Origin of the sequence: Clostridium sp. (genome assembly GCF_032576335.1) — a bacterium.
Classification (GTDB): Bacteria; Bacillota; Clostridia; order Oscillospirales; family Acutalibacteraceae; genus Faecalispora.
On record NZ_JAWFXC010000007.1, the window covers coordinates 61,080 to 86,145 of the forward strand.

Consider the following 25,066-nt stretch of genomic DNA (forward strand, 5'->3'; position numbering starts at 1 on the left):
TTTCGTATTTTTATTACATAAAAACCACTTATTTCATTGGGGATGCCAAAAAGCTTTCTCTATGCCAATAAAACGAACACTCTGATCGTTATGTTAAAAAATGATTGATTGCCGGCAAGAGCAGGCTGCACTGGCAATTGAATAATTACCGACTACTCGGTCGTATGTGAATTTGAGTTATCCGTTCACTTGTTTTTATGCCGTAATTTTAAAAACAAGAGGATTTTACCCAACTTACACTGGTTCTGTACTTATTAAAAAATCGATAAGTATTATAGGGAGATGCAAAAATAGTATGAAAAAGATAGAGTCGTTTTTTCTTTGCCTGACTTTTGTATTTTGTATGCTACTAAATGCCTGTTCTTCTGAATCGGAGCAGTCGAAGAATCCTTTTCCGATTAATGTAACAAGGGAAGAATTGCTTTATGAATCAAAAGAGGACTATAACTCGGTTCAAATATACCAGCAAAAAGGTCAGCTGGTAATCAATGCGAAATCAGAAGCAGGTTTCTTTGATGGTGCCCAATTTACCGTTAAGACCGTGGAGCCTCTAACAGATAAGGATGTGGCGGTTATATGGACTACCGTAGGGGGCGGTACAGAGAAAACCGAAAAGAATGATAGAATCATTGCGGAAATTGTAGTAAGGGATAATGAAACAATTATTTTTGATAAGAAAATTAATTTTGTGAGTAAAGCGATTCATGCTGTGGAGGATTTATTGGAAAAGCGGAGTAAATGAATGAACTAGAATGAGATTGGGGAAAAAGGGATGGATATGGTTGCCCTTGTTACCTTGACTCATAGTTAGATTTTATATATAATGAGAGGGAAATAAAGGGAAATTGTGATAATTAGGCAACCTACAGTAAAACGGCTCGATTGTGCGGGCAGAATGCAGGAGGAACGAAAGCCGATGAGAAAAATAGGGAAAAAATGGATGGCGATGGTACTGTCTATGGGTCTGTTATGGACAGCGGTACCTCAACAAACCGCTCAGGCAGCATCGAGCGACCAAACGGTTGACATAGATATTACTGGTACCAGCTTTAAATTTGATGCTGCAAAATTATCTGAAATTGAATACATACTCACAAATGATAAAAAAAATGTGACGGTACAATTGAATTTTGAGTCCGCTACCTCGAAAGCCGTGCAGGATATTGGTACGATTACCGTTCCAAAATCTACCTTGCAGGCGATTGAAAAAAGTGGCAAAAAAGCTACCTTTGAGATATACTCCAAAGACGGAGACAAGGAATATGCTTGGGAGTTTACCAATGGTAAAATGGATAAACCTGCTGATATTAATCTGGCATTGAAAATGACTTCGGTTTCAACCATCACACTATCTGACCCCATTACTGTCAACAGCGCCGTTTTACAGATGAAGTATACGAGTGAGCTGCCGAAGAACACTTCGCTCATTCTTCCGGTGGATAAGGGTGATGATGCAAAAGTAACTTACCCCGTATTTTACGATTTGGATAATGCCCAGAAAAACTCATTCTATTTATATAAGCTTTCCGGCTCTAAGCTCTCTTATGTCACCGGTTCTCGCTACAAATTAAATGACGACGATGAGTTTAAAATCAGTGTGGCTACCGGTGGTTCTTATGTATTTACGCCCACAAACTTAGGGCTTTCAAATCCGAATGGCAATAATAATTCCAGCTCTGGTACAACCGATTCGGTTCAGCTTAGCAGCTACACCGGTACGGTTGGCATAGGGGGAACGGCGTCTATCTTCATTCAGAGGCCAACCTCCGGTACCTTTACCGTAACCTCTGGTAACCCCAATGTGGCGCAGGTATTGGGTTCGGGTACAGCAGTGAATGGTGGAACGCAATACCAAGTGCAGGGGCTTTCAGCCGGTACCTCTGTATTCACCGTGAAATCTTCAAACGGAACAACTACGAGCTATACCTTAACAGTTACAACTGGTTCTACACCAACTCCTACACCGTCAAACCGCGGTTGGGTAATGATAGACACCGTAAGCTACCAGTTTGCACCGGGTAATATTTATGACTACAAGGTTACCCTTTCGGGAGCCTCTGCGGATGAAGTGAAAACGACTTCCAGTCGTGCACATATTGCATCTGTAAAGGAGCTTCGCCGTGTGGCAAGAAGTGACGGGCAGGTGGATGTGTATTACCGCATCACCGCACATAGAGCGAGCGCAGACCCCACAACGGTTAGTTCTACTGTGCGCGGCGTGCATTCCTCCATACGGGTTATGGTGACAGCCGGAGTCAAGCAAAATGGTGTTGCTGCCCGCAACCAGAGTTTCTTTACTTCTTAAGTTTTCAATTGAATATAATAATAAACGCCGAAACAAGTGTAAAACTTGTTTCGGCGTATTTTTTATCCCTCAAATCGTTCAAAAAAACGGTAAAGTACGAACATAACAAATATACTGATACAGGCTGACCAAATTGATACAGTAAATGCAATTGCCTGCCCGTACCATGTGATGAGTAATAAAAATAGTATAATTCCTACACCAATCAAAAATGCTTTTCCCAAACCGGGTTTATTTTTTTCCGTCTCAAAGACGGTTTTACATATATGTTGAACTATAAAAACAGAAAAAGCAATAATCAAGGCAAAGGAAATCACACTGCTAATCGGTACAGAAATGAGAAGATCGACAGGCTGATTGGAAAAGGCGGAACGGATGATACGGTAGGTATCCTTGGAAAATAGAACACCGATCACACTCAAAATTGTCGCACATTGAAAAAAGGTGCTGAGTGCGCCACATATCTGTTGTGGAACGGTTCTTGCGGGCAGGCTGGCAATAATCTCGTCGCAGAAAGCTTTATAATCCTTGCCAATTACCGATTCAATGGAGTCTCCTCGTTCCTGCGCGGAGAGAAGCATCTCTAGTAAATCCTGCCGAACAATCTCTTGATGATATTCCGATAAGTGGGATGCGCGCAGGTAACAAACCATATCTACCATCACCGGAACGTATTCTTGAAATAGATCTTTATCAAGTTTGTTGTTACTGCGGTTGAGCAGCTTAGATTTTAGATTCATCGTAATTCCCTCCATGAAGAAATAAGTTATTTACCGCTTTTTCAAGTTCCTGCCAGTTTGCATAAAAACCGCTGAGCTCTGCCTGACCCTCTACGGAGAGGGAAAAGTATTTTCGGCGGGGGCCAAGCGGGGATTCTCGGTATTCGGCAGTAATAAGGCCGCTTTTTTCAAGCCGCAGGAGAAGCGGATAGATCGTTCCCTCCGAAATATCGGTAAATCCATACTGTTGTAACTCCTGCGATATTTCATAGCCGTAGGTTTCTCGCCGACTAATTATTTTTAGTATGCAGCCCTCGAGTGTCCCTTTCAGCATTTGCGATGGTATCATGTGGTGCATCCTCCTGACTTGCTACATCTATCTTGCAATGCAATGTAGTAGCTACATTGTAATACATGGTAGAGGAATTGTCAAGTGCTCTAAGTAAATGTTAAAAGCAAAGTGGCAAAAATAAAAAGCGCTTTGTGCTGCCTTTTAATGGCATTCAAAGCGCAAGTAGAGAAAAAATGCGGGGCTGCTGTAAATTTTCTTGCAGGCAGCCATGATTTTAGTGGTTATCTGTTCTTCTTTTTTGTGAAATAGAGGAAAACATATTTTGAGTTAAAGATATAAAATGCTTGGCCGGTTTGGACAAGTACCGGCGACAGTTGATGGTAAGTGTAATGTCCCGGTATAAAAAGTCTCCGTTCAGTAGCAAAGGAAAGGTGTGGAGCGTTTCCGTTCCTTCCTGCTGGTAGCGCAGGGTATCGTCCAGAATCATTTCCGTTAAAAAGGCGGCCGCAATCCCACGGAAGTAGAGTGAGTGAAAGAACTGGGGATAGGTAGTAGTCAGTAAGGTGTTGGGCTGGCTGCCAGCCTCTTCATAGCAAGAGAGAATTGCACGGCTCAGTGGAATACTGCTTGTGGGCATGACCACAGGAAGCCGGGAAAAATCGGCAATATTCGCTCCGTGTTGCGCCTGCATTCGCAATTCATTGGCCTGCGTGCCATAGCAGCTGCGAAGCAGCGCGTCAGAGACGCAGAGATAAACCTTATCTGTTAGCAGATGCGTTGACTGAAGCTCTGGGTATTCAGAGTAGATTACCCCAATGCAAAAATCCAGTTTATTATCTATTAGCATTTTCTCCAACTGATAGGAGGGTTGGTCAAACAACTTGATATGGACTCCCGGGTGCGCATCGATAAATTGCTCCATTATTTCTGGAATGATGATGCTTGCGCGGGGCGTTGTCATTCCGATACGCAATTCGCCCGTATCTTCATTTTGAATAGACTTTAATACCGTTACAATGTTGCTTTCGGATGCGACCACTTCTTTGGCATAAGAGAGGAAAAGCTCCCCCTCATAGGTAAGAGCCAGTTTGGGTTTTCGCTGAAAAAGCTTGCAATCTAAAAGAATTTCCAGCCTTGCAATGTGATTGCTCAGATTTTGCTGAGACAAAAACAAACGACTGGCTGTTTGTGTAAAGTTAAGGTCTTTTGCCGCCTCTGTAAAATAATAAAGACTGGTGGTGTCCATGTTCTGCCTCCCTCATCGATTCGCACTATGCCAAACACTTTCTTTTAAAACAGCATACCTGAGTTCCTGATATTTGTCAAAATGCAGAATTTTCTTTAAAGTCACAAAGAATATTTGTGATAATCAAAAAAGACTTGTGTTTCACTTATGGTGTAATTTCTAGTATGTTAATTATAGCAATAAAATACATCAATTTATTTGATTGAGGAGTGATTTTGTGAAAATTATGGACTGTACGCTGCGTGACGGCGCGAATGTTGTCGGAAATGGGTTTTCCCCAGAACTGACCAAATTAATGATTGAGGGCCTAATCCGCAGTAACATTCACATTATTGAGATGGGAAATGCCAAGGGACTTGGAGCAACGGAAAAGGGGAGCCCTGCTCCGATTAGCGATGCTGATTATCTAGATTTAATCCACCCTTACCTGTCACAAGCAGATATCGGCATGTTTTTAAATGCTAAGCGCTATGAGCCGGAAAATGTGGCAATGGCGGCAGACAAGGGATGTTCTTTTTTACGAATTGGTATGGATGCTGGCGACGGTGCCAAAGCCTATCATGTAATTGAGGATGTCAAAAAACATGGTATTACCGCAAGGTACTCTTTGATGAAAGCTTATCTTCTTACCCCGGAAGAGTTGGCCGAAGAGGCTGCTGGACTTGAAGCACACGGTTTAGATGAAATTACCATAATGGATTCGGCCGGAACCATGTTGCCGCAGGATTCTGGACTGTATGTGAAAGCTTTGAAAGAACGCATTCAAATTCCGGTTGGCTTCCATTGCCACAATAATTTGGGATTAAGCACCGCCAATGCTTTGGCTGCCTTTGAAAATGGTGTTGATGTGCTGGATTGTGGTCTATTGGGTATGGCTCGCAGCGCGGGAAATCTTCCAACAGAAGTGGCTGTGGCTTTAATGCAGATGAAAGGAGCCGCACAGGAGGTTGACCTGTACCAGCTTCTGGATTTTGAGGATCGCGAGCTGATCCCTGCGATGGAGAAAGAGGGATATCATACCCCCATCAAACCCAAAGATTTGATTTTGGGTTATAGTGGTGCTCACTCCACTTTCATGCCTCTCTTCCGTAAGGTTGCTGGGGAATGCAGCGTAGGGTTATATCCGCTGATTGTGGAAACCTCTAAAATCGATCGCAAAAATCCCAGTGAGGAATTAATGCGTGAGACCGCTGCTCGTATTCATGCGAAAGGGGATAAAGCATGAATGTAATACTTGCAGGCCCTTACCCCACCGGAACTTTGGAGCGTTTTCAGTCGCTCCTTCCGGAGCACCGCGTGACTCAGGTTTTGTCGCAGGAGGATTATAACTCTTTGACGGATGCAGAGTGTATCATTGTCCGTATTTTAAAAACTCCGGAGGCTGTCATTGCAAATAATCCAGACCTGAAAGCAGTAATCCGTTGGGGAGCCGGATACGATTCGGTAGATATTGAAGCAGCGGGAAAACACGGCGTTATGGTAGCAAACACGCCCGGCGTCAATGCCTATGCCGTGGCAGAACTTGCCTTGGGCCTGATGATTCTGCTGAACCGCAAAATAATGGGTTACAGCCGTAATGTACAGGCTGGAAACTGGGACAGGGGAGTGTACGCAGACACGTCTATTTCCCTCAACTACAAAACGGTAGGGCTTATCGGCGGAGGAAATATTGGCCGTAGGGTAGCTGCGTTGGCACAGGCACTGGGTGCTAGTGTTCAATATTATGATGCGTATCGCCTACCGGAGGAAGTGGAGAAGCAAAACAATATGACTTTTGTTTCTCTGGAACAGCTTCTGTCTACTTCGGATCTGATATCTCTCCACGTTCCCCTGCTGGACAGTACCCGGCATATCATTGGAGCAGAACAGCTTGCCGCGATGAAACCGTCAGCATGTTTGCTGAATACCGCCAGAGGCGGTTTGATCGATGAAGCTGCTTTGGTTAAGGCTCTGAAAGAGGGAAATTTGGCTGGAGCAGGCCTGGACTGTGTGGAGGAGGAAGATTCCGAAACGACAGCTCAGCTATTGCAATGCGCTAATGTGATTATAACACCTCACGTTGGCGGAACTACGGCTGATTTGGCCGATGCGATGATTCCTTATATCGCCGATAAAATTACATCTTTAGCAGAAACAGGGACAATGCGAGACGTTGTTAATGCTCAATGGCTTTGCGATTCTGAGAAGAAATAGTTTAAGAGGAGGGTTGATTTATGGGTATTGGGATTGGAATTTGGGCCTTTGTGGTCTATATTCTGTTTGTTATGTTTTGGTATCTCGGGTTAAAACGCACAATTGCGGAGGCGATGTTCTTAGGAATGATAATAGCCTGTGCTTTCAACGGAATTAATCAGATTCCCGCGACACTGGCCAGCAGTTTTACGGATGCGGTACAGGAAAATGTAATGGCAGCTATTATTCTATTTACGGTAATGGCTTCTATTATGCAAAAAACAGGAATTATCAACCATTTGGTTAACATTCTGAACTCATTATTAGGGCGTGTTCGCGGCGGCCCCGCTTATGCTTCCACCTGCGCCAGCGGCTTATTTGGAATGGTGGCAAGTGCGAGCAGCGCTAACTCTGCAACTGTGGGTTCGATTACTGTTCCCTGGATGCTCGAGTCCGGTTGGCCGAAGGAAACAGCTGCCACCATTAACACTGGTAATGCAGATCTTGGAATCTGTGGCCCTGCGGCATCTTCTTTGTTTTTGATGTTGAGCTTTGCCCCCATCGCGCAAGCGGTCAGCTATGGTGATCTATATGTACCTCTGCTGTGTGGTGCTTTTTGGGCTTTGGCTTATCGTTTGCTGGTTGTACGTTACTATGTATGGAAACATAAGATTCCTGCTATGGACAGCAATGCTGAAAAATTGGGTGTTGCGGTGAAAAAGGGCGGTACATCGTTACTAATGTTCTTGGGCATTGTCATACCACTGGTTTTGACCATTGGCCCCGTTGGCACCATGCTGAAGAATCAGGCTTCCTTTGGGTCGAAAGCCGTGAACGCTATTAATATCATTATCTGGGTTCCGGTGTTGATTATGTCCATTTGCTTAGTTCTGGGCCGAAAACTATTGCCAAAAACCTGGGACGGCTGGAAAGCTCTCTTATCCTCCACCTCTAAAACTGTCTGCTCCTGCGGTGCGGTTTCTTTATTCGCTCTGACTGGAAGCTCTGCTTTGACGCTAATTGGCTTTGGTGATGGCCTGAGTACGATTTTGGGTAACTTAAATCTGCCTAAGTTTGCCATGATTCTTATCATTGGTTTTGTGGTCGCTCTGGTAGCGGGTCCGCTGAATGCTACTGCTACTACTGTTAGCCTTGGTTTGGTAGCTTATACTGCCATGGTAGCTGTGGGAGTTCCCCCTGTTACTGCCGTTGTAGCGTTCCTACTGTTTGTTTCTACCGAGGGCTGCTCCCCTCCAATGTCCTCTCCAATTTTTATTTCCAGCAGTATTGCAGGTGTGGAAAACGTCAGTGTTATGTTCAAGCCATTGATTTTCAACTATTTAATACCGCTTGTTCTGGTTGGCGTTTTGGTCGCATTGGGGATTTTACCCATCATAGGGGGTTGATGTAGCATGAAAAATATCGTCAATAATATATTTCTGTTGTTTTTAATTCTATCTATCGTATCTGCCTTATGTTTGGTTGCGATTCAGCTCTTTTCGGTTATTACCATGAATGGTGCCCTGGCTATTTGGGCGAAGAGCTCTTTGCAAACTCCAGTTTGTGTTCTCTGTTCTATTTCTGCGCTGGTTGCTTTTTTGTTGAGCTATCTCTCCAAAACTGCAAAAGAAGATTGATACGAATAGAAACTAAAAATGCCCCGCGCTATCCGGCGCGGGGCAAAGTAGTTTATTGTTCGGTATCAATAAAAGAGGAGACATGCGGTTGGTGGCTGTGCTCTTTTATAGAATCACCTTTTGGCGGTAAAGCCTTTTTATCTCCGGTTTCTCCGAAAGCGGGAAGTGAAAGGTCTTTTACAATTAGTAAACGAGAGATACGGTTCTCTTCCACTTCCTGAACGGTTAGCGTTAAGTTTTTTACATGGATGGTAGGGTGCTCGCCGAATTTGGGGATACGGCCTAGTTTTTCAACTACCAAGCCTGCAATGGTATCGTAATCGCCTTCTGGTAAATCTACACCCACCAGATCCGATATTTCATCGATTGAGGTGCTGCCCTCCACCGTGTAGCTATTGTCGCTCACGCGGCGAATTTCTTCTTCCTCATCGTCGAATTCATCTTGAATATTGCCCACAATGGCTTCCAGCAAATCTTCCAGAGTGATGATACCCGAGGTGCCGCCGTATTCGTCAACAATAACGGCAATCTGCACTTTTCTCTCTGTCATTTCAGTAAAGAGCTGCGTGCAGCGTTTGGTTTCCGGTACAAAGTAAGCAGGGCGCATAAGGTCTGTTATTTTTACGCCGCCATTAATTTCGCTACCAACGTATTGGAGTAAATCCTTCACGTAAATGATGCCAAGAATGGTATCCAAATCCTCATGAAAAACAGGAATACGGGAATAGCCTTCCTCAATTGCAAGTGTAACTACATCGCTGATGCTGCTAGTGTCTTCAATTGCGGCAACATCGGTACGGTGAGTCATAATCTCTTCTACCGTAGTATCGGCAAAATCAAAGATATTTTCAATCATATCCTTTGCGCTACCAACAATGAGTCCCTTTTCTTCGCCAACGTCTACCATCATTAGAATTTCTTCTTCCGTAACCGTATCCTCTGTGGAGTTGGGGTCGAGACCAAAAAGCTTGAGCACAAAGTTGGTGGAAACCGTAAGAAGAGAAATGAAAACACTAAAAATGGATGCCGTCGCACTTAATATGCCAATAAAGCGAAAGCTAAGTTCCTCGGCTTTTTGCATAGCAATTTTTTTAGGCACCAATTCTCCCAGAACCAGAGAAAAATAAGAGAGAATAATTGTAATAAGTACGGTAGAAATACCATGCAGCAGAGAAGTGGAGATTGGCAAAAAGCTTAGTTTTTCCGCTAAAATTGCGGCAAAACTTTGCGATGCCGATGCGGAGGTTAAGAAACCGGACAGCGTTACACCAATCTGGATGGTAGAGAGAAAACGGCTGGAGTTTTCCGTCAGCCTTAGAATTTTTTCCGCTTTCTTATCGCCGTCTTCCGCCATACGCCGAATCTTATTATCGTTAAGTGTGATAATAGCAATTTCAGAAGCAGCAAAAAATGCGTTGACTAAAATAAGCAGGAATAGAATCAACAATGAAACAAACGGATTCGAGTCTGGGTTAACGGCTTCGGCGTTCTGCATGCTTAATAGCATGGGAGCGCCGGATAGTATGCCCGCGGGATCGGGAGGCATGTATTTTTCCCCTTTCAATTTGGAAATTTAGTTCGGTACGATTCCGAACAGTCTCAATGGCGTTATATACTTTCTATTGTATCGTATGAAAAGCAAACATGTCAAACTTCCCCAGCGCACGCAGCAAGGGGCAGGCGCAGTTGAGCGTATGTGAGAGGGATATAAAATTAGATGTATGCTCTTTTTTGCCCCGATTACCGCCAAAACGGGGGAAAATCAAAAATAGGAGATAGAAACGGATAAGAATAGGTGTAAAAAGGTGCTATAATTGCTTTTTCGAAAAATACACTGAAAAGCCAAAATTCAGAACCGTTTACCTTTACACTATATTAAAAAAATGATAGAATAAACGGAGGCACAGATAAGGTATAGGGCTGTGCAAATTGATATGCTCGCTTCCTAATTCTGTATCCTTAAAGGAGGAAATTTTACATGGTAAGAAAAACAAAAACCATAGACGGTAACACCGCCGCAGCGCATGTATCCTATGCGTTTACGGACGTTGCTGCCATCTATCCAATCACGCCTTCTTCTGTGATGGCGGACGAAACGGACAAGTATGCCGCAAATGGGCTGAAAAATCTGTTTGGCAGAGAGGTTCAGGTTACGGAAATGCAGTCTGAGGCTGGTGCGGCCGGCGCTGTGCATGGTTCTTTGGCAGCAGGCGCGCTGACGACAACTTATACCGCATCTCAGGGCCTGCTCTTGATGATTCCGAACATGTACAAGATGGCCGGTGAGCTGCTGCCCGCAGTAATTCACGTTTCTGCGCGTGCTCTTGCAACGCATGCACTTTCTATCTTTGGCGATCATTCCGACATTTATGCCTGTCGCCAGACCGGTTTCGCCATGTTGTGTTCCAATAACCCGCAAGAGGTTATGGATTTGGGTGCGGTTGCACACTTGACCGCCATTCGTGGCAGAGTACCGTTCCTCCATTTCTTTGATGGTTTCCGTACTTCTCATGAAGTTCAAAAGGTTGCCGCATGGGATTACAAAGATCTGGATGATATGCTCGATAAAGACGCTGTGGCTTCGTTCCGCCGCCGTGCTTTAAACCCCGAGCACCCCGTACTGCGCGGTACTGCACAGAACGGCGATATTTTCTTCCAGGCTAGAGAAGCCAGCAACCCGTACTATGACGCTGTGCCTGAAATGGTGATTGACTACATGAACCAAGTCAATGCTAAGATTGGCACAGACTACAAACCCTTTAACTATTATGGCCACCCCGAGGCAGAACAAGTAATCGTTGCCATGGGTTCCGTTTGCGACTGTATTGAAGAGGTTATTGATTACCTAAATGCCGCCGGCGAAAAGCTTGGTTTGGTAAAGGTTCACTTGTACCGCCCCTTCGTTGCAAAATATATGCTCGATGTGATGCCAGAATCTGTTCAGAAGATTTCTGTGCTTGACAGAACCAAGGAGCCTGGCTCCATTGGTGAGCCTTTGTTCTTGGATGTTCTTGCTGCTTTGGCAGACAGCAACTACTCCTCTGTTCCTGTATATTCCGGCCGTTATGGCTTGGGTTCTAAGGACACCACTCCCGACGACATTATTTCGGTATACCGCAACATGCAGACAGAAGCACCGAAAAAGCGCTTCACCATTGGCATTGTGGATGACCTGACTCACCTGTCTTTACCTTTGGCAGAGCGTGTGAATACCGTTCCCAAGGGCACTCATTCCTGTAAGTTCTGGGGCCTTGGCGCAGATGGTACCGTTGGTGCCAACAAGAACTCCATTAAAATCATCGGTGACCACACCGACATGTTTGCTCAGGGCTATTTCGATTATGATTCTAAGAAATCTGGTGGCTTGACCGTATCTCACCTGCGTTTTGGTGACAAGCCGATCAAATCTACTTATTACATTTCTCAGGCTGACTTTGTTGCCTGCCACAACCCTTCCTATATTGACAAGTACGATATTGTGGAAGACCTCAAAAAGGGCGGAAGCTTCCTCTTAAACTGCCCGTGGGATGAGGCAGAGCTTGAGCAGCGCCTACCCGGCAAAATGAAGAGATATATCGCACAGAATGATATTCACTTCTACACCATTGATGGTATTAAGATTGGTAAAGAGCTTGGCCTCGGCGGCCGCATTAACACCATTCTGCAAGCTGCGTTCTTTAAAATCGCGAACATTATTCCGATTGAGCAGGCTGTTGAATTCATGAAGGCTGCTGCAACCAAGTCTTACAGCAAGAAGGGTGACAAGGTTGTTGCTATGAACCATGCTGCGATTGACCGCGGTGTGGATGGCTTCCACGAAGTGAAAGTGCCTGAGAGCTGGAAGAATGCACCTGACACAGACGGCCAGAAGGAAATTAAGGGTGACCGCCCTGAGCTGGTTAGCTATGTAAAGAATATTCTTGACCCCGTAAATGCGTTCCGCGGCAGCAAGCTGACAGTTGCTGACTTTAAGGATTATGCAGATGGTACCGTACCGCAGGGCAGTGCTGCTTATGAAAAGCGCGGTATTGCGGTTGATGTTCCTGAGTGGAACCCCGACAACTGCATTCAGTGTAACTTCTGCTCTTATGTTTGCCCGCATGCGGTTATTCGCCCGCTGGTTATGACCCCCGAAGAGCTGGCAAATGCACCTGCACAAACAAAGTCCAAAGACCTGAATGGTCTGCCGGGCCTGAAATTCACCATTGCTGTTTCTACCCTTGACTGTACCGGATGCGGCTCTTGCGCGCAGGTTTGCCCGGGCATGAAGGGCAACAAAGCATTGGTTCTTAAGCCCATTGATACACAGCTTGCTGGTGCTGAAGTATTTGAATATGGCAGAACCCTTTCTGAGAAGCCGGAACTGCATGAGAAGTTTAAGGATAGCACCGTAAAGGGCAGCCAGTTCCTCCAGCCGCTGCTTGAATTCTCCGGCGCTTGCGCAGGCTGTGGTGAAACACCATATGCGAAGCTTGCAACACAGCTGTTCGGTGACAGAATGTTTATTGCAAATGCGACCGGCTGCTCCTCCATTTGGGGTGGTTCCGCACCTGCAACTCCCTATACCGTAAACCGCCAGGGCCGCGGCCCCGCATGGGCAAACTCCTTGTTTGAGGACAATGCTGAGTTTGGTCTTGGTATGGCTCTTGGCCAGAAGGCTGTTCGCAACCGCTTGATTGATTATGTTGAGAATATTATGGCTCTCAATGAGGCATCCGCTGAACTGAAGGAAGCCTGCCAGAAGTATATCGAAACTCTCCCGAACAGCGGCGAGAACAAAAAGGCTGCTAATGTTCTGCTTGCAGAGGTTGAGAAGGCAAAGTCCGCAGGTGGTGAGCTTGCAAGACTGGCTGGCTTGATTCTGGATGACAGCGATTACCTCGGCAAGAAATCCATGTGGATCTTCGGTGGTGACGGCTGGGCTTACGACATTGGCTTCGGCGGTTTGGACCACGTAATCGCTTCCGGCGAGAACGTAAACATTCTGGTATTTGATACCGAGGTTTACTCCAATACCGGCGGTCAGGCGTCGAAATCCACTCCTACCGGCTCTGTGGCTCAGTTCGCAGCAACTGGTAAAGCGATTAAGAAGAAGGACTTGGCTGGTATTGCCATGACCTATGGCTATGTATATGTTGCTCATGTTGCGATGGGTGCAGACTACAACCAGTGCTTGAAGGCTTTCCATGAGGCTGAGAGCTACAATGGCCCGTCCCTTATCATTGCGTATGCTCCCTGCATTAACCATGGTATTAAGGGCGGCATGACCGTTGCACAGGCTGAAGAGAAGAAGGCTGTTGCGGCCGGTTACTGGCACAACTACCGCTTTGACCCTCGCCGTGCAGACGAAGGTAAGAACCCCTTCCAGCTCGACAGCAAGGCTCCCACCGAGAGCTATCGTGACTTTATTCTTGGTGAGGTTCGTTACAGCTCGCTGACCCGTGCATTCCCGGATCGTGCTGAGAAGCTGTTCGATAAGGCTGAGGAAGATGCGAAGAAGACCTACGAAAAGCTGGAAGCAAGAGCAAAAGACTAATTTACTTCTGGTTTGATGAAAATACTTGCCGCAGCAAATGCTTGCGGTAGAATACGAATCCCCCTGCCGGGCCCGGCAGGGGGATTCGGTTTTATATGGAATAAAGGTAAGGATACGAACTAGGAAGAAAAGCAACTATAGTTAGCTTGTAATAACTAAATCTGCGAACATATAGATATAAAAGGGGATAAAAGTAGTTTTTTAAAAAGCAAGTTTGAGTGATATGGAAAGAAAGTGCTTTTTTCTTATATAGCACGAAAAATCTAGCAATATTACCCTATGATAGAAGCGAAAACGGGTTTTACGGAATTGATTTGACTTTCTACTTTTGTATGGAATATAATAATTCCATCGATGTAACAGGTTAGGCCACTGGCCGGAAAGAGTGTGAAGGCATGCCAAGATTTTTTATCGATTTTCCCTGTGATCTGGGGGACGAGCCCTGGGTGGATGGGGAAAATGGAGCACATATCGTCAAATCCCTCCGAATGCGGGAGGGAGAAGAGTTGACTTTATGCGATGGAAAAGGAATGGATTACCGCTGTGTGTTGCTGCAAGCGGAATCGGTTCGTGCTCAGGTACGCGTGCTGGAGAAGAAAAAAAGCGCCAGTGAACCTACGGTGTTTGTAACGGTATATCAATGCCTGCCAAAGGCAGATAAAATGGATTCTGTGGTGCAAAAAGTGGTTGAGTGCGGTGCGTGCCGCGTGGTACCGGTTCTAAGCGAGCGTTGTGTTTCTCGCCCGGATGAAAAGGCGGCTCGCAAAAAGGTGGAACGCTGGCAGAAAATAGCGTTGGAGGCCGCCAAGCAGTCCGGCAGGGGAATTGTGCCGGAGGTTACTGGAATTACTCCGTATACAAAAGCATTGCAGCAGGCGGAAGCGCAAAGCGGGAGAATCCTGTTTTTCTATGAAGGTGGCGGAAAGAGCCTGAGCAGCCTTGCTCTTCGCCCAGAGGAACCGATATCGCTGTTTATTGGCCCAGAAGGTGGATTTTCAGAAGAAGAAGTGGAGCGAGCATCTGCAAGCGGCGCTGAAGTGGCAACTCTTGGTCCACGCATATTTCGAACGGAGACCGCACCAGTTGCTGCACTCTCTGCGTTGATGCTATTGACTGGGAATATGGAATAAGAAAGAGAGCAGAGAGGTGAATGGATTGGAACAGCGCAAAACAGCACTCATTACCGGAGCGTCTCGTGGAATTGGCAGTGAGATCGCGCGGCATTTTGCCCTTGCGGGCTACCGAGTGGTAATCAACTACAATAAAAGTGAGGAGCAGGCACGAAAGCTTGCAGAAGAGCTGGAACGTGAGCTAGGTGTAGCCACAGGAGAACGGATACTTACGGTTTGTGCAGATGTTGCCGACCGGATTCAGGTTGATAAAATGTTCGATGACGCAGAGGCACATTTTGGGAGTATTGATGTGCTTGTAAATAATGCAGGCATTGCGCAGCAAAAGCTGTTTACCGACCTGACGGACGACGATTGGAGAGCGATGTTTGCCATTCATGTGGATGGCGCGTTTTATTGCAGTAGACGCGCGTTGCAAGGGATGATTCGCCGTCATAGCGGTAAAATTGTAAATGTTTCTTCTATGTGGGGGCAAATTGGTGGCTCGTGTGAGGTGCATTATTCTGCTGCAAAAGCGGCTGTAATAGGAATGACACGTGCGCTAGCCAAAGAGGTTGGCCCCTCTGGAATACAGGTGAACTGTGTAGCGCCCGGCGTAATCGATACTGAAATGAACGGCGCACTTCCTGCCAAAACACTGGAATTGCTCTGCGAAGAAACACCGCTTGGCGCACTTGGTACATGCCGTGACATTGCGGAGGCTGTGTTTTTCTTAGCAGACAGCCGGTCAGACTTTATTACCGGGCAGGTTCTGGGAGTAAACGGCGGAATGGTTATTGGTTAACAAATAAGGGAGACTATATTATGAAACGCATTGCAGTAATTTATCAGTCTAAATATGGTGCAACCAAACAGTATGCGCAGTGGATTGCAAGGGATTTGGGAGCGGAGCTATTTGAACACTCTGCCATTGCGCCGAGTTCTTTGCAAAGCTTTGATATTGTAGTTTATGGCGGTGGCCTTTATGCGGGCGGGGTAGCCGGAGTGGATTTGGTTTTAAAGCACCCTTGTCCTACACTGGTGGTGTTTACGGTAGGGTTAGCGAACCCAGAGACTACGGATTATTCTGAAATTTTAAATCGTAATTTTACCCCGGAGCAAAAGGAGAAAATAAAGCGATTCCATTTGCGTGGAGCAATCGATTACAGTGAGCTCACCCTCGTTCACCGTGGCATGATGGCAATGATGAAGAAAATGACGATTGACCCCAAAGCGCCTGAAGAATGGAATGACGAAGATCGACTCTTTTTAGAAACGTATGGAAAGACTGCCGATTTTATGGATGAAGCTTCCATTGCCCCGTTAGTGGAATATGTAAAAGGCTTGTGCTGATGTTCTTTAAAATGCAAAAAGGCTCTGGTTCGTTCATAAGAACGGCCAGAGCCTTTTTTATAATATAAAAATAATTAGAATTCAATTTTGGCTTCGATATACTCCACCAGCTTGTCGATGGAGACGCGCTCCTGCTGCATGGTGTCGCGGTCACGAATGGTGACACAGCCATCGGCTTCACTCTCAAAATCGTAAGTGAGGCAGAATGGAGTACCAATCTCATCCTGGCGGCGGTAACGCTTGCCGATGGAACCGGCATCATCGTAATCGACCATGAAGTGCTTCGAGAGCTTTGCAAAAACTTCCTGAGCCTTATCGTTGAGCTTCTTAGAAAGCGGCAGAATAGCGGCTTTGTAGGGAGCCAATGCCGGGTGCAGGTGCATAACCACACGGCTGTCGTTTTCGCCAAGCTCTTCTTCGTCGTATGCGTCGCACAGGAAGGCCAGCGTTACACGGTCTGCGCCGAGTGAGGGCTCAATAACATAGGGGATATAGCGCTCGTTGCTCTCAGGGTCAAAATAATCCAGTGCTTTACCGGAGTGAGTTTGATGCTGCTTTAAATCGTAATCGGTACGATCTGCAATACCCCACAGCTCGCCCCAGCCAAACGGGAATAGAAACTCAACGTCTGTTGTAGCTTTAGAATAGAAAGAAAGCTCCTCTTTCTCGTGGTCACGCAGGCGGATGTTCTCTTCCTTAAGGCCAAGGTCTAAGAGCCACTTTTTGCAGAAGTCTTTCCAGTAATAGAACCAGTCGAGGTCTGTGTCTGGCTTGCAGAAGAACTCGAGTTCCATCTGCTCGAATTCACGGGTACGGAACGTAAAGTTACCGGGTGTGATTTCGTTACGGAACGATTTACCGATTTGCGCCACACCGAAAGGAATTTTGCGGCGTGTGGTACGCTGAATATTCACAAAGTTTACAAAAATACCCTGAGCGGTTTCCGGACGCAGGAAGATTTCGTTCTTTGCATCTTCAGTTACGCCCTGAAAGGTTTTAAACATCAGGTTGAATTTGCGGATGTCTGTAAAATTCTTTGAGCCGCAGTCCGGGCATGCGATGTCGTGCTCTTTAATATAATCGGACATCTGCTCAAAGGTCATGCCGTTCGCATCGCCGCCTTTGTCTTCAATCAGCTTGTCAGCACGGTGGCGAGTATGGCAGTCGCGGCAATCCATGAGTGGGTCTGAGAAACCGCCCACATGGCCGGAAGCAACCCATACCTGCGGGTTCATCAAAATAGCGGAATCCAGCCCTACGTTATAGGGGCTTTCCTGCACAAATTTTTTGCGCCATGCCGCTTTCACATTATTTTTAAATTCCACTCCCAGAGGGCCGTAATCCCATGTGTTGGAAAGTCCGCCGTAAATTTCGGAGCCGGAATAAACAAATCCCCGGTTTTTACACAGACCAACAATTTTTTCCATCGTCTTTTCGCTGTTATTAAGCATGTTTCTTCCTCCAAGTTCGGGACGCTGGCTGCGGCCCTTTATTTTTTCTGGTTAAAGATCAGCAGCTTGCTGAAAATGTAATTCAGAATGACGACAATCACATTCATTAGGATTTTCGCCACCCAGAAGTTCCAGTGCAGTAAATCTACCAAAAGCCCCATGCCGAGGGTATCGACACCCAACGAAAACAGGCGTGCTCCCAAAAAGGACATGGATTCTCGCAAGAGTATTGCGGGAGCCATGCTCTTGCTTTGAAACACAAATAGCTTGTTGGTAAAAAAGGCAAACAAGACGGAGACGAGCCAAGCCAAGGTGTTGGCAACGTATAGATTCCAATGCAGTATATCGTATAATAGGCCGGCTAAAAAAATATTGATGAGTGTGGTGAGAACACCAAATACCAGATAAGAAAGCATCTCTGGTGAGGTGAGAAAACGCCACAGCTTTTTTATTTTATTCATACCGGGAATCCCTCCTGCAAGCCATACATAACAGTGTACCATTGTAATGCTCAACCTGCAATAGAAATTACGACAAAATTGATTATTTCGAAGAATCCAAGAGAGCTTTGCAGGTGGATTAGTCAAATGTATTTTCTTGCACACCCAAAGGTACTTGGCAATGGGAAAGCTTTAAAAAATATTCATCCTTTTTATTGACCATTTTAGTATAATTACTGGTATAATAACTGCAATAGGCTTGTTTATTGCTCTGCGATAATGCTACGTTTTGTAACGAAGCAGAGGTTTATGAACAAGCGGGAAAGATTTACTACGCAAATTGTTCTTTAATATAGACAGAACGGGAGGACGGTTAAAATGGCGGCAGGAAAAATTATGGTAGTTGATGATGACCAGAACATCTGCGAGCTGCTTCGGCTGTATTTGGAAAAGGAAGGCTTTCATGTGGCAATTGCCAATGATGGCAAAAGGGCAGTAGACCTGTTTGATGCAGAGAATCCGGATTTAATGCTTTTGGATATTATGCTGCCGGAGCTGGATGGTTGGCAGGTATGCCGTGAAATCCGCAAGAAATCGCAGTGTCCCATTATTATGCTTACGGCAAAGGGCGAAGTGTTCGACAAGGTACTTGGCTTGGAGCTTGGTGCGGACGACTATGTGGTAAAACCGTTTGAAGCCAAAGAGGTAGTGGCCCGTATTAAAGCGGTGCTGCGCCGTGTAGGTAAAAACAGTGATGAGCTCATTAAAGAAGTAAAGTTCGACAAGCTTTCAATTAACCTTACAAACTATGAGTTGCGTGTAAATGGGTCACAGGTGGACACGCCCCCCAAGGAAATGGAGCTTATTTATCACCTTGCCAGCAACCCCAACCGCGTGTTTACTCGTGACCAATTGCTTGATGAGGTGTGGGGATTTGACTATTACGGAGATTCCCGTACGGTAGACGTTCACGTAAAGCGGCTGCGCGAAAAACTGGAGGGCGTTTCTGAAAAATGGGCCCTGAAAACCGTTTGGGGCGTAGGCTATAAGTTTGAAGTGAAGGAATAAATGGTCGTTAGGAAAGGGCGTCTTCCGGAGTGAAAAAAACTCTGTTTAAAAAATACCTGAGAATCACCCTGCTGATCATATTTGTGAGCTTTATCTTTTTGGGCGTAGTGATGATTAGCTTTATTTCGCGCTACTGGCAGGATGAAAAGCGGGAGCTTCTAAGTAAAAATGCGCAGAGCGTAGCCGCGGTTGCGTCGGAAAGCGTAATCATGATTCAGAACAATCAATACATGGTGGACGGCAAACGAATGCAGGCGTTTATCTCTGCATTCTCCGTGAATATTGATGCGGACATTTTCGTAACGGATAAAAACGGTGTTCGCCTGCTCTCAGCATATACGGGCAGCGGAGATGTTGGTGCTGGTGCTGTGGATACGGAGATTATGAATCAGGTTGTAAAGGGTGGATTTACAGGAACCGGTACTCTGAAGGGTCTTTATCAGCAGTCGCATTACATTGTGGGTGTACCCATTCAGGTAATTGGCGACAATGGGAACGCTGTAACCATTGGAGCGGTATTTACGGCCTCGAACATCTACTCGTTGCAGGTGTACCGTACTGAGGCGCTCCGCATGTTCCTCATTGCGGCGGCAGTGGTATTTATGCTGTCTTTTGTCATGGTATGGCTGTTCTCTTACCGTTTGGTACGGCCTTTGCATGAAATGTCGCTTGCGGCTCACAGCTTTGGAGAAGGGAACTTTTCGGTTCGTGTTCCGGTTAGCAGCAACGACGAAATTGGGGAGCTTGCACAGGCATTTAACAATATGGCGGCATCTCTTGCCTCTGGTGAAACGGTGCGGCGAAACTTTATTGCCAACGTTTCACATGAGCTGAAAACGCCGATGACTACTATTGCCGGGTTTATTGACGGGATATTGGACGGCACGATTCCTCCAGAGCAGCAGGAAAAATACTTGAAGATTGTTTCAACAGAGGTAAAGCGTCTTTCTCGCTTGGTTCGAACCATGTTGGATCTTTCTCGAATCGACAATGGAGAGTTAAAGCTGCGGCCCGGTCGATTTGATTTAACCAATACCATTCTATCGGCCCTATTATCATTTGAAAAAGCGATTGAAGACAAACACCTTGAGGTGCGCGGGCTGGAGGATGCGGAGAGCTTGTTTGTGGACGGCGACCCGGACATGATTCATCAGGTGATGTATAATCTGATTGAAAATGCCGTAAAGTTTACCAATACCGGTGGATATCTTGAAATTCATGTCGAAGAAAAACCAGACCGGAATATTGTGCGGGTGAAAAACAGCGGAGCGGGAATCCCGCCGGATGAAGTTGACATGATATTTGAACGTTTTTATAAAACGGATAAATCGCGCAGTTATGATAAAAATGGAATGGGATTGGGTTTGTATATCGTTCGTACCATTATTGGGCTGCACGGTGGAGAAATATCAGTCTCAAGTGTGGAGAATGAGTATTGCGAATTCCAATTTTGGCTGCCGAAAAACAAAGATAAGCAAGTAAAGTTGGAAGCGGAGGATGCGCCGTTTAAGGAGCTCCCCAAAGAGAAAAAAGACATGAAAGGGTAATTCATTTACGGGGGGATTGAGTATGGACGAATTCGATTGGAAAACACCCAATGAGGGGGATGCCGACAAGCCAGAGCAATCCCAGCGGCCGGATGCTTTACCGGAGGTTTTTTTGGGGGAAGAGGTCTTGGATGATGCGGGCGAAAAAGAAAATAATCGCCTACCAGAAAATGTGCGGGATGTAGTGCAAGAGGATAGACAATTAAGTGAAGATGTACCTGAGTGTGCCTCTGCGAATGACGAGCAGAATGAGCCTGCTATTGTGCAGGAAAGGTCGCAGGGCAATGAGGTGGAACCCGTGCAACAGCCGACGTTGCAGGAGGATAAGCCGAAAGAGACGCCCACGGTTTCACCGGTTGGTGCCGTGCAAGGCGAGCAAGCTGGTACAATGCAGGAGGAAACAACGCAACAAAACCAAAACCCACATGGTTCTGTCTACGGGCAGCCTGCGCAAAGGGATCCTCAATACCGACCGTTTGGTTCTGAACCCAATGCGGATGGTCAGAGAAATCCCGAGCAGAACCCATATGCGGACCCGCAAAACGGGTGGATGCCGCCGGAGGGTTACCCACCTTACCCACCGCCCTATGGGTACCCGAATTCCCCTCCACAGGGACAGCAGGTACCGTTTGGCTACCAGCCACCGAGAGTGTACGCGCCTTTTGGCGGAGGAATGGGAAATCCCCCAGAGTACACTCCAAAACCGTTTCGTAGTAAGGGTTACCGCCTGTTTATTGGAATTCTTATTGCGTTAGGAGCAGTATTTGTATTTGGATTTTTTAGTTTAAGTCTTTATTCTGCTTTCACGCCAGATGATTCCACGGCTTCCTCACAGGCTCCGCAAGAACCGTCGCAGTCCCCGCCAGAATCGGAGGCTGCTCCGCAGATTCCGGATACTGCCGAACCGGCACCTACTGGTGTGTTGGCAGATCCACGCTTTGCCGGATTAACGGTTTCGCCACTTCCGTCTGGCGATGAAAGTACTGCAAAGGCTATTTATGCGGCTGTTTCTCCTTCTATTATTGGTGTGGTGTGCGAAACGCAGGAGGGCATAAGTTCAGGCTCTGGTATCATCTGCCGTGAGGATGGGTATATCATTACCAACTCACATGTAATAAAAGATTCAAAACAGCACCAAAAGCTTCGCGTGATTCTTCATGATAATAGCCAGTATAATGCCGCAGTGGTTGGCTTTGATAAAACCACGGATTTGGCAGTGCTAAAGATTGATGCCAAGAGCTTACCGGTAGCTTCTTTCGGGAACTCGGATACGCTGGCGGTAGGTGACTGGGTGCTGGCGATTGGCAACCCCGGCGGGATGACCTTTGCAAGCTCTCTGACTCGCGGTGTTGTTTCAGGTCTGAATCGCTCTGTAGGATACAGTGAAAAGGCCAATATGACGTATATTCAGACTGATACGGCAATTAGCCCCGGGGCTTCCGGTGGAGCACTGTTTAACCTGTATGGGCAGGTTGTAGGGGTAAATACCTCAAAGCTGGTGGCCGAGGGTTATGAAGGAATGGGTTTTTCCATCCCGATTGCTCGTGCCAAAGGAATTATAGATGATTTGATTCAAAACGGGTATGTTTCTGGGCGGGCACGCCTGGGAATTGGTGCGAATCAGGTGTCTAGCATTCAGCAACAGCTCGGTTGGCCGCAGGGTGTGATTATTGCTTCCATAGACTCCAACAGTGCCTTTAGTGGCACAGAGGCAAAGGTTGGCGATATTATAACCAAAGTGGATGGCAACCAAATCTCTACCATGACAGAGTTGTACCAAAAGCTGGGTCTGCACAAGTCTGGTGAAAAAATGACGGTTAGTATTTACCGTCCCGGCAAGATTGGTCAGAATGGCAAGACGTTTGATGTTACCGTAACACTTTTAGCAGATAACGGAGATACACAAAAAACCGTGAAGGTAAAATAAGTATGGGTGAGAAGAGATGTGTCAATTTTTTAGGACACATCTCTTTTTTAAATTGTAAGGGAATATTTCTTTTTAGCGTATGTTAAATACAGCAAATCTGTCGGAACAATAACTTGCATGCGAAACAAGTAAATGTGAGTGACTTTTAGATGAGATAATGTTTAGTTACATCTATTTATTATATAGTAGCTTTGATTTGATTTTAGCGATATACAGACAAAAAAGCCACCGACTTTGCCGGTGGCTTTCAGAATATGTAAGAAAAAAATAGAGTTTACAGTGTAGTTGTGAGTTCTTTTTCATCCTCGGTTTCTTCCAAAATTAAGGGGTCTTCCGAATTGGAGAAGTCCAGGCCGTCATCGTAAGTCATGGCATCCGTCATGCTATTCTCCGGGAAATCGTATTCTGGTGCATAGGTGAGTAAGGAGGTATGGCCCCCCTCTTTTAGCTGGAATACGTTGACTAGGCTGAGCATAGTCTCTGCCTGACCGGAGAGCTCTTCACTGGCTGCCGCACTTTGTTCCGCCGTTGCAGAGTTGGTTTGCACAACGCCGGAGATTAAATTGATTCCTTCGTTTACTTGATCAATCGACACGGTTTGCTCTTGTGAAGAAATGGTAATTTCATGTATAACAGTTGTGGTAGCCGATGCTTTGTTTGATATTTCTTCCAGAGAATTGCGAACCTTACCAACCAAATTGGTGCTGTTCTGTATGGCAGACAAGGTGTTTTCTACCAGAGCGGTGGTATTATCAGCGGCTAGTGCACTCTTGCTGGCGAGATTTCGAACTTCCTCTGCCACTACGGAGAAGCCTCTTCCGGCAGCACCTGCGCGGGCGGCCTCAACCGCTGCATTTAGGGCAAGAATATTGGTCTGGAATGCAATATCGTTAATTGTTTTAATAATCTTATTTATTTCGGCAGAGGTTCTCGCCATCTCAGACATGGAGCCGACCAGCTGCTGCATGATTGCATCTCCGTCTTGAATCATACGGGTAGTGTCTTCCGCATTATTGTTCGCGGTTTGAGCATTGTCGGAATTGGCCTTTACCTTATCGGAGATTTCAGAAAGAGTAGCGGCAAGCTCTTCAATGGAGCTGGCTTGTTCGGTAGCCCCCTGGGAAAGGGTTTGTGCCCCAATGGATACTTGCTCCGCTCCGGTGGTAACTTGGTTGGCTGAATCTTGAATTTGAGAAAGGGTGCTGTTGAGTGAATCTAAAATTGTGGTAAGTGCATCTTTAATGGGTGCAAAGTCATTTTTGTATTCAATATCGAGCGAAACGGTCATGTCCCCTTTGGATATGGTGCCAAGCACATACGAAATATTTTCTATGTATCCCTTTAAGTTGCTAGACATAGCCCGCATACTATTAGCAAGAACACCAAGTTCATCCTTGGAGGTATAGGGAATATCTACATCGAGTTCTCCTTCGGAGAAGCGAAGCATAGCGGATTCAATTTGTTTAATTGGCTTTGTAATGAGGCGTACCACGTAAATGCAAACAAGAATAACAGCCAGCAGAATTATGCCACTTAAAATCATTATGATTTGGTAAGTCTGCTGTTCTGTTTTGCCTGCCGATATGTAGAATTGGTTTGCAACTGATTTGGAAGAAGAGCTTAAAGTGTAGGATAAGCTTTGTGACGAGTTCGCGGTGGTAATAAAATCGGAGTAATAGAGCTTTTTTGCTTCCTCAGTTTCGCCTCGGCTATACATTTCTTGCAGTTGGTTACTTAGTTTCTGCAAATTTGTAGAGTTCGAAATAAGCAGATTTAGCTTATCTTGATTGTCTTGTAAAATAAGATTGTTCTTTAAAATGGCAATGTCGGACTGCATGGCGAGATCTAACCTGCGCAGTTCGGATTGATAGCCAACAATAGCGTCTTTATCGTCATTTGTGAGGTACATAAGTAAATATTTTTGCTGGGCATTTAAAGACTTGCTTAAATCTTCCGCAGAAGTAACGGTTTGGTAAGGGCCTTGGTAAAAGTTGCTTAAGGAGCTTGCGATAGATTTTATACCGAGCGTGATAATGCATGCGATCATACCGCCAAATAAAACGACCACTAAAGCAAAGCTTATTGTCAGTTTTTTAGGAATGGATAGATTTTTCATGGGGACCCTCCAAAACAGCATTTTTAACCAAGCTCTATGGGAGCTTGGTTTTGGTCTCAATAAACATTAATTAATTGTTATATTTTTCCATGTTGTGACTGCGTCAATTATATAAGACAAGCCGAAATCTGTCAATTGAAATGGAGGG

General features: G+C 45.8%; 20 protein-coding genes. 13 read left to right on the forward strand and 7 right to left on the reverse strand.

Annotation, left to right across the window (positions count from 1 at the left end; translation table 11 throughout):
* Positions 1–295: 295 nt before the first annotated feature.
* Together E7L17_RS09890 and E7L17_RS09895 are read left to right on the forward strand one after the other, a co-directional pair.
* Positions 296–742 (forward strand): hypothetical protein, encoded by a 447-nt coding sequence (locus E7L17_RS09890; RefSeq protein ID WP_316323078.1) that lies wholly within the window; start codon positions 296–298, stop codon positions 740–742.
* A 174-nt stretch (positions 743–916) separates the two neighbouring features.
* The gene (locus E7L17_RS09895; protein ID WP_316323079.1) at positions 917–2,305 is read left to right on the forward strand and encodes a hypothetical protein; all 1,389 of its coding nucleotides are present in this window, start codon (positions 917–919) and stop codon (positions 2,303–2,305) included.
* A 62-nt stretch (positions 2,306–2,367) separates the two neighbouring features.
* Here the strand turns inward: E7L17_RS09895 and E7L17_RS09900 are convergent, their stop codons facing one another.
* From E7L17_RS09900 to E7L17_RS09910, 3 genes are all read right to left on the reverse strand, one after another.
* Entirely contained in the window at positions 2,368–3,045 is a 678-nt protein-coding gene (locus tag E7L17_RS09900; RefSeq protein ID WP_316323080.1) for a hypothetical protein, read from the reverse strand.
* On the reverse strand, positions 3,029–3,373 hold the full coding sequence (locus E7L17_RS09905; RefSeq protein WP_316323081.1) for a PadR family transcriptional regulator: 345 nt from the start codon (positions 3,371–3,373) through the stop codon (positions 3,029–3,031). The genes E7L17_RS09900 and E7L17_RS09905 overlap by 17 nt, the downstream gene beginning before the upstream one ends.
* A gap of 217 nt (positions 3,374–3,590) precedes the next feature.
* On the reverse strand, positions 3,591–4,562 hold the full coding sequence (locus E7L17_RS09910; protein WP_316323082.1) for a LysR family transcriptional regulator: 972 nt from the start codon (positions 4,560–4,562) through the stop codon (positions 3,591–3,593).
* A 226-nt stretch (positions 4,563–4,788) separates the two neighbouring features.
* Here E7L17_RS09910 and E7L17_RS09915 point away from each other — a divergent pair, with 226 nt between their 5' ends.
* Genes E7L17_RS09915 through E7L17_RS09930 form a run of 4 tightly spaced genes read left to right on the forward strand, consistent with a single transcriptional unit; the run spans position 4,789 to position 8,371 of the window.
* Positions 4,789–5,787 carry a 4-hydroxy-2-oxovalerate aldolase gene (locus E7L17_RS09915; protein WP_316323188.1) on the forward strand — a complete coding sequence of 333 codons (999 nt, stop codon included), beginning with the start codon at positions 4,789–4,791 and terminating at the stop codon, positions 5,785–5,787.
* Positions 5,784–6,755, forward strand: coding sequence for a 2-hydroxyacid dehydrogenase (locus E7L17_RS09920; protein WP_316323083.1), 972 nt, complete (start codon positions 5,784–5,786; stop codon positions 6,753–6,755). Before E7L17_RS09915 ends, E7L17_RS09920 begins: the two co-directional genes overlap by 4 nt.
* Before the next feature lie 20 nt (positions 6,756–6,775).
* Positions 6,776–8,140 carry a TRAP transporter large permease subunit gene (locus E7L17_RS09925; RefSeq protein WP_316323084.1) on the forward strand — a complete coding sequence of 455 codons (1,365 nt, stop codon included), beginning with the start codon at positions 6,776–6,778 and terminating at the stop codon, positions 8,138–8,140.
* Between the two features lie 6 nt (positions 8,141–8,146).
* Positions 8,147–8,371, forward strand: coding sequence for a cobalt ABC transporter substrate-binding protein (locus E7L17_RS09930; protein ID WP_316323085.1), 225 nt, complete (start codon positions 8,147–8,149; stop codon positions 8,369–8,371).
* A gap of 52 nt (positions 8,372–8,423) precedes the next feature.
* Here the strand turns inward: E7L17_RS09930 and E7L17_RS09935 are convergent, their stop codons facing one another.
* The gene (locus E7L17_RS09935) at positions 8,424–9,917 is read right to left on the reverse strand and encodes a hemolysin family protein (protein ID WP_316323086.1); all 1,494 of its coding nucleotides are present in this window, start codon (positions 9,915–9,917) and stop codon (positions 8,424–8,426) included.
* A gap of 432 nt (positions 9,918–10,349) precedes the next feature.
* Here E7L17_RS09935 and nifJ point away from each other — a divergent pair, with 432 nt between their 5' ends.
* From nifJ to E7L17_RS09955, 4 genes are all read left to right on the forward strand, one after another.
* On the forward strand, positions 10,350–13,907 hold the full coding sequence (gene nifJ / locus E7L17_RS09940; protein WP_316323087.1) for a pyruvate:ferredoxin (flavodoxin) oxidoreductase: 3,558 nt from the start codon (positions 10,350–10,352) through the stop codon (positions 13,905–13,907).
* A 395-nt stretch (positions 13,908–14,302) separates the two neighbouring features.
* Positions 14,303–15,037 (forward strand): 16S rRNA (uracil(1498)-N(3))-methyltransferase, encoded by a 735-nt coding sequence (locus tag E7L17_RS09945; RefSeq protein WP_316323088.1) that lies wholly within the window; start codon positions 14,303–14,305, stop codon positions 15,035–15,037.
* Between the two features lie 25 nt (positions 15,038–15,062).
* Entirely contained in the window at positions 15,063–15,821 is a 759-nt protein-coding gene (ymfI, locus tag E7L17_RS09950; protein ID WP_316323189.1) for an elongation factor P 5-aminopentanone reductase, read from the forward strand.
* A 20-nt stretch (positions 15,822–15,841) separates the two neighbouring features.
* Complete coding sequence (locus E7L17_RS09955) at positions 15,842–16,369, forward strand: flavodoxin domain-containing protein (protein ID WP_316323089.1); 528 nt, start codon at positions 15,842–15,844, stop codon at positions 16,367–16,369.
* A gap of 74 nt (positions 16,370–16,443) precedes the next feature.
* On the opposite strand, the gene E7L17_RS09960 is transcribed toward E7L17_RS09955, so the two are convergent.
* Positions 16,444–17,820: a glycine--tRNA ligase gene (locus E7L17_RS09960; RefSeq protein ID WP_085832610.1), complete on the reverse strand. Its 1,377-nt coding sequence runs from the start codon at positions 17,818–17,820 to the stop codon at positions 16,444–16,446.
* 38 nt (positions 17,821–17,858) lie between these two features.
* A complete protein-coding gene (locus E7L17_RS09965; RefSeq protein WP_316323090.1) occupies positions 17,859–18,281 on the reverse strand; it encodes a GtrA family protein in 423 nt (140 codons plus the stop codon).
* 357 nt (positions 18,282–18,638) lie between these two features.
* On the opposite strand from E7L17_RS09965, the gene E7L17_RS09970 reads away from it, so the two are divergent.
* Genes E7L17_RS09970 through E7L17_RS09980 form a run of 3 tightly spaced genes read left to right on the forward strand, consistent with a single transcriptional unit; the run spans position 18,639 to position 22,802 of the window.
* Entirely contained in the window at positions 18,639–19,328 is a 690-nt protein-coding gene (locus E7L17_RS09970; RefSeq protein WP_316323091.1) for a response regulator transcription factor, read from the forward strand.
* A gap of 29 nt (positions 19,329–19,357) precedes the next feature.
* A complete protein-coding gene (locus E7L17_RS09975; RefSeq protein ID WP_316323092.1) occupies positions 19,358–20,875 on the forward strand; it encodes a HAMP domain-containing sensor histidine kinase in 1,518 nt (505 codons plus the stop codon).
* A gap of 22 nt (positions 20,876–20,897) precedes the next feature.
* Positions 20,898–22,802, forward strand: coding sequence for a trypsin-like peptidase domain-containing protein (locus E7L17_RS09980; protein WP_316323093.1), 1,905 nt, complete (start codon positions 20,898–20,900; stop codon positions 22,800–22,802).
* Positions 22,803–23,076: 274 nt separating this feature from the next.
* On the opposite strand, the gene E7L17_RS09985 is transcribed toward E7L17_RS09980, so the two are convergent.
* A complete protein-coding gene (locus tag E7L17_RS09985) occupies positions 23,077–24,918 on the reverse strand; it encodes a methyl-accepting chemotaxis protein (RefSeq protein WP_316323094.1) in 1,842 nt (613 codons plus the stop codon).
* Positions 24,919–25,066: the final 148 nt, after the last annotated feature.

Coding starts and splice junctions, on each gene's coding strand:
- E7L17_RS09910 (WP_316323082.1), bottom strand. CDS start 4,562: ATGGACACCACCAGTCTTTATTATTTTACAGAGGCGGCAAAAGACCTT.
- E7L17_RS09900 (WP_316323080.1), bottom strand. CDS start 3,045: ATGAATCTAAAATCTAAGCTGCTCAACCGCAGTAACAACAAACTTGAT.
- E7L17_RS09985 (WP_316323094.1), bottom strand. CDS start 24,918: ATGAAAAATCTATCCATTCCTAAAAAACTGACAATAAGCTTTGCTTTA.
- E7L17_RS09905 (WP_316323081.1), bottom strand. CDS start 3,373: ATGATACCATCGCAAATGCTGAAAGGGACACTCGAGGGCTGCATACTA.
- E7L17_RS09965 (WP_316323090.1), bottom strand. CDS start 18,281: ATGAATAAAATAAAAAAGCTGTGGCGTTTTCTCACCTCACCAGAGATG.
- E7L17_RS09960 (WP_085832610.1), bottom strand. CDS start 17,820: ATGCTTAATAACAGCGAAAAGACGATGGAAAAAATTGTTGGTCTGTGT.
- E7L17_RS09945 (WP_316323088.1), top strand. CDS start 14,303: ATGCCAAGATTTTTTATCGATTTTCCCTGTGATCTGGGGGACGAGCCC.
- E7L17_RS09895 (WP_316323079.1), top strand. CDS start 917: ATGAGAAAAATAGGGAAAAAATGGATGGCGATGGTACTGTCTATGGGT.
- E7L17_RS09925 (WP_316323084.1), top strand. CDS start 6,776: ATGGGTATTGGGATTGGAATTTGGGCCTTTGTGGTCTATATTCTGTTT.
- E7L17_RS09980 (WP_316323093.1), top strand. CDS start 20,898: ATGGACGAATTCGATTGGAAAACACCCAATGAGGGGGATGCCGACAAG.
- E7L17_RS09955 (WP_316323089.1), top strand. CDS start 15,842: ATGAAACGCATTGCAGTAATTTATCAGTCTAAATATGGTGCAACCAAA.
- E7L17_RS09970 (WP_316323091.1), top strand. CDS start 18,639: ATGGCGGCAGGAAAAATTATGGTAGTTGATGATGACCAGAACATCTGC.
- E7L17_RS09930 (WP_316323085.1), top strand. CDS start 8,147: ATGAAAAATATCGTCAATAATATATTTCTGTTGTTTTTAATTCTATCT.
- E7L17_RS09935 (WP_316323086.1), bottom strand. CDS start 9,917: ATGCCTCCCGATCCCGCGGGCATACTATCCGGCGCTCCCATGCTATTA.
- E7L17_RS09920 (WP_316323083.1), top strand. CDS start 5,784: ATGAATGTAATACTTGCAGGCCCTTACCCCACCGGAACTTTGGAGCGT.
- nifJ (WP_316323087.1), top strand. CDS start 10,350: ATGGTAAGAAAAACAAAAACCATAGACGGTAACACCGCCGCAGCGCAT.
- E7L17_RS09915 (WP_316323188.1), top strand. CDS start 4,789: ATGGACTGTACGCTGCGTGACGGCGCGAATGTTGTCGGAAATGGGTTT.
- E7L17_RS09890 (WP_316323078.1), top strand. CDS start 296: ATGAAAAAGATAGAGTCGTTTTTTCTTTGCCTGACTTTTGTATTTTGT.